The organism is Variovorax sp. LjRoot175, assembly GCF_964253805.1.
Lineage (GTDB): Bacteria > Pseudomonadota > Gammaproteobacteria > Burkholderiales > Burkholderiaceae_C > Variovorax.
Window position 1 is genome coordinate 136,849 of the sequence record NZ_CAXURY020000002.1, and the last position, 13,625, is coordinate 150,473.

The window sequence follows — 13,625 nt, forward strand, 5'->3', positions numbered from 1 at the left end:
TGAAACCGTGATGTTCGCACGGCGCCGGCGTCCGCCGCGGTGTCCTCACTTTTCGTACCCCCCCGCCTTGCCGGGCTTCAACTCGCCGGCGCGCGCGGAAGACTCAAAGATCCGGCACAACCGCGATGTGGCGGTGCGCGCGCGCTGTCTGCCCCAAAAAGCGAAGAGCGCTCTAACGCCGCTTGGCCCGGTCCAGCACTGCCCCACCGTCGAGCCGCCGAACCTCATTTCATCATCCGAGAACTGGAGAACAAATAGTGTCGCATCCGCTCAACTACTGTGTCGCATGACACGCATGACAGAAGTTAGGGCAAGAATGTCGCGCGTCACCAAATCCCCTTCTCTACTATCAAGCGCGACGCGCACTTGCGCAGGTTTAGTGTCGTGCGGCGGTGGCGACCGCGACAGCATTTCCTGTGTCCTCAACGGCGCGCGTCACTAATTCCGGTTCTACGTCCGCCGGCCAGGGGGAACCCGACGGCCGGTTCAGGACCGCAACCGGGCGCACAGGAGCCTAAATCGCCTTGGGTCTCTACTAGGATCTGCCGTTGTGAACTTCACGTGACGACTAGGGCCGTACTGCCGTACATTTGTACGTACACCCGGTGTTTCGCCGGATAACCGGAGATCTACCATGGCAAAAGCCGAACGACTTGAACTGCGACTCGACGACGAACTCGTCGATCGCATTAACACCTGGATGAATGAGACGGGGCAAGCCAGCTCTCGCTCCGACGCTGTTCGCCAGCTAGTGAACATCGGGCTCGGCACGGTGACGGGCAAGAGCATTCACCTCACGGACGGCGACAAGCTGAACTTCATGATGCTGCGAGACATCATGAAGCACCTGAAGATCAAGGACGCCGAAACCGATGTCGATTTCGTCGCCGAGACCATCTACGGCGGTCACTACTGGGCTCCGACGTGGGAGATGCAGGGTCTGTTCCATCAGCACACAGACCGCCCCGCAGACGTCACTCTGGTGGTCGACACGCTGGACATGTGGGACTTCATCGAAGGATGCATCGAGAAGCTGAAGCCCGAAGAGACCGAGCGCCTGAAGGCGGCGAACCATGGCTACCTGCCCAAGTTCGCGGGCTTCGACGGCAACAACGAGAGCTCGTTGATGAGCATCGCCCGCTTCATTGTCGAGAAGATGGATCGCTTCTCCCGCTTCAAGAAGCGCGACTTCAACTCGCACGCCCCGACCGCTGCGCGCTATCGCCGCATGACCACGGTGTTTGAGCCGATCCGGGCGACCCTGGGCTTCGGCCGCGACCTCGGCGTTGACCAGATCATCGAGTTGCTCAAGGTCGAGCGCTGAGTAGGGCGCTCCGTCAGCAAGCCCGCCACGTGCGGGCTTCTCCCCTGTCCTTCACGCGACGCGCGGTTGATTGAATAGGAACTCAAGCGAGCCGTGCCCGAAGCCATCGATGAAGAAGTGCGAACGATCAGCGCCGGCAAACCAGTACCGCTCGACGTAGGCGTCCCTCTCTGGTTGAACTAGGATTCGCGCGCGCCTGGCGATCCCGCCACTTAGCATTGCTTCCTTCCAACAGCTCCGCGACCTCATATTTCACGATCCGGAAGATGAAGCACAAATAGTGTCGCATCGGCTTGGCTACTGTGTCGCACGACAAGAATCAGCGCATCTCGGATTCCGTGAAACATTGCGCCTCCCAATTGGAGCAAGAATCCGCAAGACTTTTTCTGAAGTGCGACAACAACTTAGCTTGCGCGCTGTGCCTTGGGCAAAAAATTGTTTCACGGAAATCGGGGCCGGAAAAGCTCTTTGGCAATAGCGGGCTGATAATTCGGTTATTCAGTAACCAAATCATTCAGGCGTGGCGCATTTGTCCTCCTTACCCACCGATCGTGCTTCAGAACAGGTTGTGGATCTCGGAGAATTCCGTGATGCCGCATGGCCGGAAATCAGCAGTGTCGCGGACCTCGGTCGCATTCTGGTCATCCTGCACGGGGCCAGCGCGCCGTCGGAAGCAATGCTGAAAAAGTGGAGTGCGAGCGGCGAATTCAGGGAATGTCTCATCGCGTCGCGCGGGGAGGCCGACCCGGGCGGTCAGGATGGCGCGAACGCCAAGGGCACCGTGCTGCCTGGCAAACCGGGCCGGCCAGGACTGCGCCTGGCCACGGACAAGGCGATCGCACGGGTCTATGAGTTGTGGCCGCAGCTTGCGGACTCAGACCCGAAGGCCGTCTTCGAGGAAGCCGTGGCGCGCACGGCCCGCCAGCTGTCTGCGGTGCTGCGCCCGCTGATGCACGACCAGGTGGCACCTGCGGCGCCCGCTCACCGATTCCACGAAGCGCCGCCCTCGGAGGAACTTGCAGAGTGGCAGCAGCGCATTGAGCAGGTGCTCGTGACGCTGGGTGACGACGTGCGAGAAATGCGGCGCGAGATGGCCCAGTTCGCTGCGCTGCGCAACAACCTGATTACCCGGCTTGACGAGGTGGTGGCGCGTTCCAGAGAGACCTTGCTCGCCGCTGCGCGCACGGAAGGGGGTGGCGGCAATCCCATTGTCGAGGCCCGGCGCGACAGGGACATGGGTGTTCTGAAGTCGACGATCGATCAGATCCTGTCGTCGCTCGAGCGTCTCGAGGCGTCTCGCGGCTCGCAGTCATAAGAGGCGTGAGGGTGGTTGCGGCCTAATCGCCGTCGCTGTTCGGAGGGGTGTAGTACGGTACTACACGCGGTTCGGTACCGACGACTTCCCCGCCCGGGTCGCTTAGATCGCAGGGTGTAGTACCGTACTACACCTCCCGATTCGGATATTCGAAGCCAACAAAAAAGGCGCCCAAGGCGCCTTTTTTGTTGGCCCCGCGGGAATCTCTCTTTATCCTTCCGCTACAAACTGCTTGAGCAACCGGGCGAGCTCCAGCTGACGCGCCGCGGTCAATCCGACATGAATCCGGATGGAAGGCCGGGCTTCCCCATCGACCTTCATCGTCGCGATCGTCGTACCCGCCTTCTCGAAAGTCTGAATCGACGGGTGCGACGGGGCCCGCATTGCCGCCTGCGGCGACGTCAGCCGCGCGAAGATCTCCTTCGCGCTCATCGTGCCGCGGTCCGCCGCGATCTCGGCCGCCCGAGCTTCCAATCCCGCGGGGTCGCTCTCCACCGCGGCCTTGAACGCCGTCGACCAGCGAAACTGAAGATCCAGCGGTGACGCGAAGGCCTGCAGCACCGCCTGCGGCAGGCGCGCCAGCACCAGCGCCTTCGAGAGATTGGTCGGGTCCACGCCGATCGCGGTGGCCATCTGGCGCAAGGACGGATAGAGGCCGCGGTCCAGCGCACGTGCGTACATCACGCCCTGCTCCCAGGCCGACAGATCGGCACGCTCCCGATTCTCGCGCTCCATCTCCTCGAACAGCGCGCGATCGTCCAGGTTGTCCACGAACGCCAGAACCTGCAAGCCCAGCTGCAGACACGCCTCGTGCCGGCGATGCCCGAACACGATCTCGTACTTGGGACCATCGCCCGGACTCGCGATCGGGCGCACCTTGATGGGCTGGATATTGCCCCCGGCCTCCTTGATCTCGCGCTTGAGATCCTCGAAGTCCTCGAGCCGAAAACTCGACTCGTGGCGATTGGCATAGTCGCTGCGCTTGATCTCGCGCGGGTCGAGCAAGCGCGTCGCCTTGGCGCCGTCCCAGGTGTGGAGCTCGGTCACGGCGTCGTTCAGGCGTCCCTCCAGCTCCGCCGCCCGCGCGGCTTGCCCGCGCAGCAGGTCGTTCTCGCGCAGGAGTTCGGAACGCTGGTCGTTGGCCAGGGCCATCATCGCGCCCGGCGCCGTCTTCGGCTTGGTGACGTCGGGCGTGGGTGCCGCCACCGGCATCAACGATGCGAAGTCGATCTTGGAGGCCTTGTCTTTCAGTCCCATGTCAAACCACCGTTTCCAGAACCTGCCGCTCCGCCACCTGGTGCGCCCACACCGCTTCGATCTGCTGCTCGATCAGCTCGCACATCCGATCGTAGGCAACCCGCGCGCGGGAAAATGTCTTGGAGTTCACCGAGCCGCGCGGCAGGTCATAGACGGTTCCGAACTCCGCGCTGGCGGTGGCCGCCACCGCGGTCTTCGGAATCTCGATCGGCAGCACCTTGTCGCCGTAGCCCTCGAGCACCCACTGGCGCACCACCGAGCTGGCCGTGTCCGAGGCCTCGACCCGCGACAACAGCACATCGATGAACTCGAAGCTCTTGTCCTTGCCACGGCTTCGGACCAGCTGGTTGCACAGGTCGGAGAACAGGTCCCAGAACTGGGCCGAGCTCGCGAAGTCGAGCGCGGAAGGGGGCAGGGGCATGATGACGCCGTCGGCCGCCATCAGCGCGTTGATCGTCACGTAGCTCAGGGACGGCGGGGTGTCGATCACGATCACGTCGTAGGCCTCGCGCGTCAGGTCCAGGCCGCGGTCCAGCACGCGCCAGAACTCGAAGCCCGCGTCCCGCGCCTGGCGCGCCGGCAGGTGGAATTCCGCGCCGTAGAGAAGCGGCGCCGCGCAGACCAGGTCGATGTTCGGCCAGTAGGTCGAGCGGATCGCATACTGCAGGTTGTCCTGCTCCCCGGTGAACAGCGACATCGCCGTGTGCTCGGTCTCGACTTCGGCGTCCGGCAGCACCCCGAACAGGGTGGTGGCGGAGCCCTGCGGATCCAGGTCCAGCAACAGCACCTTGTGCCCGCGCATCGAGAGCCCCTGGGCGAGCGTGACCGCCGAGGTGGTCTTGGCCACGCCGCCCTTGAAGTTGGCGACGGTGATCGTGATGCCGGCGGCGCCATCCGGGCGCAGGTGGTCGGCACGCAGCTCACGGGCCCAGGCCTGGGCCTCCGCCATCGTCCATTCACGACTGTTGCCATGGATCTCGCCACTGGGCAGGTCGCCGCGCGTAAGCCGGTAAGCTATCTTGGACTTGTCGACCCCACACAGCTCGGCCAGCTGCACGGCCTTGAGCGTCGGCGCGGTCTTGGTGGCGGTCGGTGCCAGCATCGCAACCCGGATGCGCTCCATCATGCCCGCGACCTTGTGCGCCTGGTGCTCGATGTCCTCGAGATTCTGGCGCCGGATGGTTTGCTTGATGTCCACGAAGTCTGCCCCGGAAGTTGAAGAGTGCTGCGATTATGCCCATCACCTTCGCAAAAACGAAGAATCTTCAACAATCATCCTGCGCGGACGCCGCTCTGTGACGGTCTTCGTATTCCGTTCTCCATCCACCTCTCCCGAGATTAAAAGATATTGAATACCTTAAAGAGATTAAGCCCCTGGCAAATTCAATTTTCTCTTTATAGATCAATAGCTTACGAGACAATATTCGCGTGCGCCGTCCGGGTTTTGATCGCTTGCGTCCAGCTTCTAATCGCATCTGTCCAGACTCTGATCGGCAACCGTCCAGCCGGTGACGCGATGCCTCGCAGCTTATCCACAGCGGTGCTGAGGCCCCAAAATCTGCCCATTTGCCTTCGCAAGAGGGCAATGTCCAGGTTCTAACCACCCCAGTGAAGACCCTCAGAACAGGCTGCGAGGCGAACTGTCCGGGTTTTAATCGGGCCGGCTGAAGCGCCAGAGGCAGGGGAGTTCACCAAGTGTCCAGCTTTTAATCGGGCTCCGTCTTGATTGTCTACCCCTCGGCGCCCAGCGCGTGAGAGAGGGTGCCGACTGGACGGCGGTTTCGCTTGTGTCCAATCGGAGTTGGACATACGATCAGGTCCTCATGAACAGTCAGAAGAACGTCGCGGCGCCTGATGCCGACGAAGCGCTCGAGTTGCGCAAGCCGCACGAGATGATCGTGATGATGCCGCGCTCGGCGCGCGTGACGCTGACCGGCCGCCGTATCTACACGGCGCTGCTGCAGATCTCCCAGACGCGGCTGGTGGCCATGCCGGCCATGCCCTCGGCCGACTTCATGTTCGAGGCACCCCTGGCGGCTGTGCTGCGCACCACCGGCTCCAGCGGCAGCGAGCGCACCGCGGCGAAGCGCTATCTGCTGGAAATGCGCAGCCTGGAGGTCGATTGGGAGTCGACGGCGCCCGGGGATGGCGTGAAGTGGCGGGGCTTCTCCATGCTCTCGGAAGTCGCGCTGGAAGTGCGCCGCGGCGAGAACTGGGTCAGTTGGTCCTATCCGCCCACGATCATGTCCGCGCTGCGCGAGCCGCAGCGCTGGGCCACCATCGATCTGGAGGTTCTCGGCAAGCTTGGCTCCTACACGGCCGTTGCGCTCTACGAGATCTGCATTCGCTATCGGGACAATCCGAGCGGGGTCACCAGTCGCAAGCCCGTGGCGTGGTGGGTCGACGCCTTGAGCAACGGCCCGGGCCCCGAGCGGCGCGAGTGGCGCAAGTTCAAGAACGAGCGCGTGAAGGATGCGGTGGCCGAGATCAACAGCGACACGGACCTGGAGATCGAGCTCATCGAGCACAAGCAGGGCAGGCTGATCCACGAGGTCCAATTCGCCGTCAGGAAGAAGCGCCAGGCGTCGTTGCCACGGGCGGCCTCGAATCAACCCGTGGATGCCAACCTGATCCTGCGGGCCGAAACACTCGGCATCCGGGAGATCAAGCTCGAAGGCCTGATCAAGGAGTTCGGTGACGACCGTGTCCGCGATCAGATCGCCGTGCTGGAACGACGTGCCGGCAACAAGAGCCTGCGCGCCGTCGACAACGCTTTCTCCTATCTGCGCTCGCTGCTGCGCAATGAGACGGAGCCCGATGCGCCAACGGGGCCGGCGCCCGCCACCCCTTCGCTGCCCGTGGCTGCGCCCGCGCCGGTCGCGCCCGCGCAGCCCGCAGCCTCCGACGGGTCGACCTGGTTGCGCGAGCAGATCGAAGCCATGAAGAAAGAGGTCGCCGCCCTGGAGCCGGCCAAGCTCAACGGCTGGGTCAATCGGGCCCTTCAGGATCTGGCGCGCAAAGGCGCACTGAACGCGGTCATCAGTCGCAGAGCTGCGCAGGGAGACGTTCTTCACGGGCTCCTCGGATCAGCAGTGGTCTACGCCTATGCGGATGCGACCTACGGCCCGGACTGGAAGGTCGATCGGCAGCTGTTCGATGCGCCGGCCGGCAAATAGGCCCATTCCCACTGACCTCAGGATCCGGCGCCATGGTCCCGGCTTGACCAACGATTCAGCTACTGCAACCGCTTCCAATGATGTGAGTGCTCACATCATTGGAAGGGCGCTTGAAGGGGGAACAGCCACCCCGGCAATCCGTCCAGTGCTCTTGGGAGATTTTAATTCCGTGATCACGGAACAATGGATTGAGAGACTGCAAGCGGGGATAATTCCGGCATTGCGGAACAATCGACTCTACTCCAGGGCTCCAGAATTAGTTCCGTGAAGGCGGAACTATGACACGCAAGCTTCCTATCCCCGATGAAACCGTTTCCCCCGTGGTGCGGAACCTGGCCGATCTTGGGCGGCTGGTGCGCAACCAGCGCGCTCACGCCCGTCTGCGCATCGACGATGCGGCTTCCCTCAGCCTGGTGTCGCCGGACATGCTGTCGCGACTGGAGAACGGAAAGCCGGTCACCGTGGACAAGTTGATGCTGGTCCTGGAGGGGCTGGGCCTGCGAATACTCGTCGTGCCTGCGCGCGCGTTGCCCCACGTGGAAAGCGCCCTCAGGTCGTCCTCCCACACGACGGAGCGTAGCCATGGATGACTACGCCCTGCATCTCTACGCCGGGGAAGTCTTTGTCGGCGCATTGAAGTTCGACCCCGGGAGCGAGGAATTCGCTCTCGAGTACGACCCCGCCTGGGTAAAGAATCCAGCCGGATTCCCGCTGTCACCCCTCCTTCCTCTTGCAGGGGATGCATCGTCAGGCACGGTCAAACGCTTTGTAGAGAATCTGCTGCCCGAGGGCAATGCGTTGGACGTTGCGTCGAAGCACTCCAACATCATGAAGAACAACATCTTCGGTCTCATCCGCCATCTTGGACGCGAGACTGCAGGCGCATTGAGCTTCGTCCCCGTGGGCCAGAAGCCAGGCGAGGGGGGCCCACAGGCTCGCGAAATACCCTTCGCGGAGCTCGACGAGCGCATCCAGCGTCGAGCCCAGCAGCCCTTCAGCGTCTGGGATGGCAAGGTGCGCATGTCGGTCGCCGGCTTCCAGGACAAGCTGCTGGTGCTGAAGGACGGCGACAAGCTCTTCCTGGCCGATGGCTCGCTCGCCTCGACGCACATCCTGAAGCCGCAACCGCTCAGCGAGGCCATGCCCTTCATGGTGGCCAACGAGCACTTCTGTATGAAGCTCGCGAACCGCATCAGCCAGCGCCGCTTCAACGCGGACTATGCCGCCGAAGTGGAGATCCTGAGAGTGCCGTCGGCCGTGCTGGCAGTGAAACGGTTCGACCGCCGCAGGACCAAGGACTCGGTCGATCGACTGCACATCATCGATGCGTGCCAGGCACTCGACATGTCAGTGACCGCCAAGTACGAGCGGAACATGGGCGAAGGAGAGGATGTGAAGCACATTCGCGATGGCGTGAGCTTCCAGAAGCTCATGGATGTGCGCAAGGACCTGATCGACCAAGCGCTGGGCGTGCAACGAATCGTGCTCTGGGCGGTGACGACGCTCTTGCTGGGCAACAGCGATGCGCACGGCAAGAACCTCTCCTTCTACAGCCAGAACGCCGGTCTCGCAGTGACCGAGCTCTACGATCTGGTGAGCGTCGTGCAGTACAAGAACATCCACCACGATCTCGCGATGGCATTCGGAGACGAGTTCGAACTCAACGGCATCAAGTCGTTCGCGCTTGCGGACTTTTGCGAGCGCACTCGCATTCCACGACCCTACTTTGCGCGGGAGCTCACGAAGCTGTGCGAGCTCGCGATCGTGCAGGCCAAGCTGCAGGCCGAGGATTCTGTCTACGTCGACGAAGAAAGAAAGTTCGTATCCGGCCTGGCCAACTTCATTGTGGAGCGCGCGGCAAATCTCCTCAAGATGGCCGGGGACATCCCCAAATTCAAAAAAGATAACTTCTAGCCAGGCACACCCACCAACTGGCCGAGGTGTGGCGAACGAAGAGGGTGAGCAGACCGCTCTCAATCCTGCAACCATGGACCCAGCGGGCCACTTCCTGCGTGACGTCCACGAGACCTCGGCCGGCCGTCTCGACCTCCAGTGTCGTGCTGTTCTGGCGAAGCATGCCGCAGCATCGGCGCTGGCGCGATCGTGCGCACCGAGCCTGGAATGCAGCTGCGACCTGGGGGAGGGGCAGGGCGCGGGCGGCGGGCACCTGCGCCAGACGGCCAGTTCGTCCGAGCACTGGCTCGAACGCCCGTCACGCCCCGACCTTGGACCCAGATACCCCGGAGGCCACCATGACATGCCATCCACCGAGATGCTGACCGAGAACGCTTGACAAACAAGTCCTCATAGAAGCCGACCTTCAATGGGAGTCATTTGCCGATCAGGATGGGCTAGATGCGGACGCGTGACCAGAACACAGCGTTCTGCTGTGGGGACAGGCGCTCAGAGCAAAGGACCACCGGCGTACATCATCGGGATGTATGCGAACACAAGAAGGCTGGTGAGCACGCCCGCGGTGGCCGCACGCGCGAAGGTCAGAAGGCGTGCCTGATGCCGAAGTCGTAGCCGATGGACCTGCGAGGCTCCATTCCATTGGTGCTGACGTAGGCAGGCTGAGGCAGGATGGCAGGGAGACTCAGCACCAGAGGGGTGACGCCCATCACGGTCGGGTTGTTGTGGCCGTTTCGGATGCCGATGCGCGCCACCGACGCATACAACGCCGTGCGCTTGGACAGGTTGTGCACGTAGCCCAGCGCCAGCTTGTTGACCGAGGCATCGCTGTCCGGCAGGCCGTTGCCGTTCCTGAATTTCACCCGCGCAAACGATGCGCGAATGATGCCTGGGCCCACCGGCACGTTCACGCCGGCGACGAGGCCGTCGTAGCGGTCCGTCGAGCGTGCAGGGAGGGCCGTGGTGCCATCGCGCACATCGCGCACGCGCGACCATTCGCCGAGGACCTTCACTACCCCGAAGTCGTAGGAGCCGCCGATGTTCAAGCTCTTGATCTTCTCGCCACCGGGGGTTGTGCTGGCCAAGGTGCTTTCACCATAGCCCAGCGCCACGTCGGCCTTGGCGTCGGTCCAGCCCAGGCGGCCGCCCGCATAGCGCCCGCGCTCGGACGGACCACCGGGCACGGTGCTGACTTCCACGTTCTCGTGAAGCGCGTACTGCACCTGCCCATAGAGGCCTGCCAGTCCCGGAGGCAAGAAGTAGCTGACCGCATTGCTCGTGCGCAGATAGCTGTCGGTGCCGGCGGACAGTCCCCCGCCGAGCAGACCGCCGGTGGCCAGCGCCCGCGAAGCCGCCAGATTGCTGTTGACCACCGCGATCAGATTGGTGCCGACGCCGTTGACGCCGAAGGGATCGAACACGGCGTCGTTCCAGAAGGAGGCGGTGTAGTCGCGGCCCAGTCGAAGCTCGCCGAAGGGGCCGGACAGGCTGACGGTGGAGCGACGGCCGAAGTTCGATATGGCGCTGGCACCCGAGTCGTTGGCCATTGGCGCCTCCAGCCAGAAGCTGGCCGCCAGCCCGCCGCCCAGATCCTCGGTACCTCGAAAACCGAACCTGCTGGAGTTGTAGCCCGAGCTCGACAGCACCTTCTGGCTTTGCGTCACCTGCCGCGGCAGCGTCGGCTCCCAGGATCGACTCGTGGCGCGGTAGTAGCTGAAACCGGCATCGACAACGCCGAACATGGTGACGGACGATTGCGCGGCGGCAGCTCCCGCAACCGCGAGCGCGCAAAGCGCCAGTGCGAGTTTCTTCATGGATGGGTTCTCCTCACATCGATCAGTGGATTGCAACGCGGACGTGTCCGTTGCGCTACGTTTGGCGGTCCCGACATGGCCAGCCACCTGCATCAGGGCATCCAGCGCAACAGGGCGATCGCCAGAACTGCCAGGAACACGGTTTCGCCCACCATCAGCACCACCGGCTTGAGGCCGACGGCGACCAGGTCGCGCAGTTGGGTCTTCATGCCGATGCCGGCCATCGCCGCCACCAGCAACCAGCCGGAGAGGTCGCTGCCCATGCGGGTGAGCGACCTCGGCAGCCAACCGGTGCTGTTGAGCGCCACCAGCACCGCGAAGCCGACGGCGAACCACGGCAGCAGCGGTGGCCGGGGGCCGTCGCCTGCCTTCCCGCCGCGGCGCGTGAACGCCACGGCGAGCAGAATCACCGGCAGCAGCGCCGCCACGCGCACCAGCTTGACCAGGGTGGCGGTATCGCCGACCTCCTGCGACATTCCGTAGCCGGCGCCCACCACCTGCGCCACGTCGTGGATGGTGGCGCCGAGGAACACGCCCGCGGTCTGCGTGTCCATGCCCAGCGCGCGCGCAAGCATGGGGTAGAGGATCATCGTGAAGGTGGAGAGCGCCGACACGCCGACCACGGTGAACAGCGTGGCGCGCTCCTTGAGCGGGTGCGGCGGCAGCGCCGCCGAGAGCGCCAGCGCGGCCGAGGCGCCGCAGATGGCGGTGGCGCCGCCGCTGAGCAGGCCGAACAGGATGTTGAAGCCCATCAGCCGCGCCACGATCATCGACACGCAGATGGTCAACACCAGCGAGAACGCGACCACCAGCACCGGGGACCAGCCCAGCGCGATGACCTGCGCCGCCGTGATGCGCAGTCCCAGCAGCGCCACGCCCCAGCGCAACACCTGGCGCGCGGTGAACTCGATACCCGGCTTGCACGGCCCATCGCCGGAGAGGAAGTTCATCGCCATGCCCAGCATGAGCGCGAACAGCATCACCGGCGCACCGTAGTGCTGCGACAAGAAGGTGGCCGCGGCCGCGACCACGGCGCATGCGAGCACGCCGGGGAAGAGCTCGCGCCCGCGTGAATGCCAGCTGGCGAGGGAGAGGCTCGTCATGGGTGCCTCAGGCCTTGGCCAGCAAGTGGTCGCCCCAGGCATCGCGCAGCAGGTTCTTCTGCACCTTGCCGGTCGCGCCCAGGGGAATGCTGTCGACGAACACCACGTCGTCCGGCGTCCACCACTTGGCGATCTTGCCTTCGTAGAAGCCGAGCAGTTCGTCGCGCGTCACTGCATGGCCCGATTTTTTCGCGACCACCAGCAGCGGCCGTTCGTCCCACTTGGCGTGGCGCGCGGCGATGCAGGCGGCCATGGCGACGGCGGGGTGCGCCATGGCGATGTTCTCCAGGTCGATGGAGCCGATCCACTCGCCCCCGGACTTGATCACGTCCTTGCTGCGATCGGTGATCTGCATGAAACCGTCGGCATCGATGGTGGACACGTCACCGGTCGGGAACCAGCCGTCCACCAGCGCGCCGGTCCCCTCGCCGCGGAAATAGCCCGCAGCGATCCAGGGCCCCCGCACCATCAGTTCGCCCGCGGCCCGGCCGTCGTGCGGCAGCCGCTCGCCCTGGGCGCCGACGATCTTCATCTCCACGCCGAACACCGCGCGGCCCTGCCTGGACTGGATGGCCAGGCGCTGTGGCGCGTCGAGTGCCTGATGTTGCGGCTTGAGCCTGCACACCGTGCCCAGGGGGCTGGTTTCCGTCATGCCCCAGGCGTGCACCACCTGTACACCATGGCGTTCCTGGAAGGACTGCACCATGGCAGGCGGGCAGGCCGAGCCGCCAACAATGGTGCGGCGCATGGTGCTGAATGTCAGCCCGTTGGCTTCCACGTGCGCGAGCAGTCCCTGCCACACCGTAGGCACACCGGCAGACACAGTGACGCCTTCGGCCTCGAACAACTCGTGCAGCGACTTGCCATCGAGCCGCGGGCCGGGAAACACCAGCTTGGCCCCCACCATGCAGGCGATGTACGGAATGCCCCAGGCGTTCACGTGGAACATGGGCACCACAGGCAGCACGGTATCGCTGCTGGCGTAGCTCAGCGCATCCGGCAGCGCCGCCGCATAGGCGTGCAGGAGCGTGGAGCGGTGGCTGTAGAGCACGCCCTTGGGCTTGCCGGTGGTGCCGGACGTGTAGCACAGCGACGAGGCGCTGCGCTCGTCGAACTCGGGCCAGTCGAACGCGGGCGAATGGGCCTCGAGCAGATCCTCGTAGCACAGCAGGTTCGGGACCGTCGTGGAGACGGGCATGTGCGCGCGGTCGGTCATCGCGACGAAGGTCCTGATGGTCGCCACGTGCGGCGCGATGGCTTCGACCAGGGGAAGGAAGGTGAGGTCGAAGAACAGGATCCGGTCTTCGGCGTGATCGGCGATCCACGCCACCTGATCGGCATGCAGGCGTGGATTGATCGTATGCAGCACGGCGCCCGTGCCCGACACGGCGTAGTAGAGCTCCATGTGGCGGTGGCCGTTCCAGGCCAGCGTGGCCACACGCTCGCCCTGCGCGATGCCATGCGCCGCCAGCGCGTTGGCCAGCCGGCGAGCGCGCCGGCCGAGATCACGGTAGGTCATGCGGTGCAGGTCGCCCTCGACGCGGCGCGACACGATCTCCTGGTCGCCGTGCTGGCTCTCTGCATGCGTGAGCAGGCTGGAGATCAGCAGCGGCCGATCCATCATCAAACCGTTCATGGGAAATGCTCTCAGGTTGTTGGAGGCGAAGCAGGCCCGGCGCGGCCCGGACAAGCAGTCGTCGGCGCCGGCGTCGCTCGGGAGGAAGG

The 13,625-nt window shown here is 64.2% G+C and carries 10 protein-coding genes; 5 read left to right on the forward strand and 5 right to left on the reverse strand.

Annotated features, from left to right (window positions below; translation table 11 throughout):
• Positions 1-634: 634 nt before the first annotated feature.
• Positions 635-1,324 (forward strand): YfbU family protein, encoded by a 690-nt coding sequence (locus ACSQ89_RS30550; protein ID WP_436296766.1) that lies wholly within the window; start codon positions 635-637, stop codon positions 1,322-1,324.
• A 529-nt stretch (positions 1,325-1,853) separates the two neighbouring features.
• Complete coding sequence (locus tag ACSQ89_RS30555) at positions 1,854-2,639, forward strand: hypothetical protein (protein ID WP_436296767.1); 786 nt, start codon at positions 1,854-1,856, stop codon at positions 2,637-2,639.
• A gap of 210 nt (positions 2,640-2,849) precedes the next feature.
• On the opposite strand, the gene ACSQ89_RS30560 is transcribed toward ACSQ89_RS30555, so the two are convergent.
• Positions 2,850-3,896, reverse strand: a complete 1,047-nt coding sequence (locus ACSQ89_RS30560) for a ParB/RepB/Spo0J family partition protein (RefSeq protein ID WP_093111848.1) — start codon at positions 3,894-3,896, stop codon at positions 2,850-2,852.
• Position 3,897: 1 nt separating this feature from the next.
• Positions 3,898-5,094, reverse strand: a complete 1,197-nt coding sequence (locus ACSQ89_RS30565) for a ParA family protein (protein WP_436296768.1) — start codon at positions 5,092-5,094, stop codon at positions 3,898-3,900.
• A gap of 625 nt (positions 5,095-5,719) precedes the next feature.
• Here ACSQ89_RS30565 and ACSQ89_RS30570 point away from each other — a divergent pair.
• The 3 genes from ACSQ89_RS30570 to ACSQ89_RS30580 all read left to right on the forward strand — a co-directional run bounded on the left by ACSQ89_RS30570 (position 5,720) and on the right by ACSQ89_RS30580 (position 8,986).
• Positions 5,720-7,072: a hypothetical protein gene (locus ACSQ89_RS30570; protein ID WP_436296769.1), complete on the forward strand. Its 1,353-nt coding sequence runs from the start codon at positions 5,720-5,722 to the stop codon at positions 7,070-7,072.
• A gap of 278 nt (positions 7,073-7,350) precedes the next feature.
• Entirely contained in the window at positions 7,351-7,662 is a 312-nt protein-coding gene (locus ACSQ89_RS30575) for a helix-turn-helix domain-containing protein (protein ID WP_436296770.1), read from the forward strand.
• Positions 7,655-8,986 (forward strand): HipA domain-containing protein, encoded by a 1,332-nt coding sequence (locus ACSQ89_RS30580; protein ID WP_436296771.1) that lies wholly within the window; start codon positions 7,655-7,657, stop codon positions 8,984-8,986. Before ACSQ89_RS30575 ends, ACSQ89_RS30580 begins: the two co-directional genes overlap by 8 nt.
• A gap of 581 nt (positions 8,987-9,567) precedes the next feature.
• Here the strand turns inward: ACSQ89_RS30580 and ACSQ89_RS30585 are convergent.
• The 3 genes from ACSQ89_RS30585 to ACSQ89_RS30595 all read right to left on the reverse strand — a co-directional run bounded on the left by ACSQ89_RS30585 (position 9,568) and on the right by ACSQ89_RS30595 (position 13,536).
• Complete coding sequence (locus ACSQ89_RS30585; RefSeq protein WP_436296772.1) at positions 9,568-10,797, reverse strand: porin; 1,230 nt, start codon at positions 10,795-10,797, stop codon at positions 9,568-9,570.
• A 92-nt stretch (positions 10,798-10,889) separates the two neighbouring features.
• On the reverse strand, positions 10,890-11,900 hold the full coding sequence (locus tag ACSQ89_RS30590) for a YeiH family protein (protein ID WP_436296773.1): 1,011 nt from the start codon (positions 11,898-11,900) through the stop codon (positions 10,890-10,892).
• 7 nt (positions 11,901-11,907) lie between these two features.
• On the reverse strand, positions 11,908-13,536 hold the full coding sequence (locus ACSQ89_RS30595; RefSeq protein WP_436296774.1) for a 3-(methylthio)propionyl-CoA ligase: 1,629 nt from the start codon (positions 13,534-13,536) through the stop codon (positions 11,908-11,910).
• Between the last annotated feature and the right edge of the window lie 89 nt (positions 13,537-13,625).

Bases quoted from the DNA above. Each gene is read 5' to 3' on its own strand.
- ACSQ89_RS30550 (WP_436296766.1), top strand. From the start codon at position 635: ATGGCAAAAGCCGAACGACTTGAACTGCGACTCGACGACGAACTCGTC.
- ACSQ89_RS30560 (WP_093111848.1), bottom strand. From the start codon at position 3,896: ATGGGACTGAAAGACAAGGCCTCCAAGATCGACTTCGCATCGTTGATG.
- ACSQ89_RS30570 (WP_436296769.1), top strand. From the start codon at position 5,720: ATGAACAGTCAGAAGAACGTCGCGGCGCCTGATGCCGACGAAGCGCTC.
- ACSQ89_RS30575 (WP_436296770.1), top strand. From the start codon at position 7,351: ATGACACGCAAGCTTCCTATCCCCGATGAAACCGTTTCCCCCGTGGTG.
- ACSQ89_RS30580 (WP_436296771.1), top strand. From the start codon at position 7,655: ATGGATGACTACGCCCTGCATCTCTACGCCGGGGAAGTCTTTGTCGGC.
- ACSQ89_RS30585 (WP_436296772.1), bottom strand. From the start codon at position 10,797: ATGAAGAAACTCGCACTGGCGCTTTGCGCGCTCGCGGTTGCGGGAGCT.
- ACSQ89_RS30590 (WP_436296773.1), bottom strand. From the start codon at position 11,900: ATGACGAGCCTCTCCCTCGCCAGCTGGCATTCACGCGGGCGCGAGCTC.
- ACSQ89_RS30595 (WP_436296774.1), bottom strand. From the start codon at position 13,536: ATGAACGGTTTGATGATGGATCGGCCGCTGCTGATCTCCAGCCTGCTC.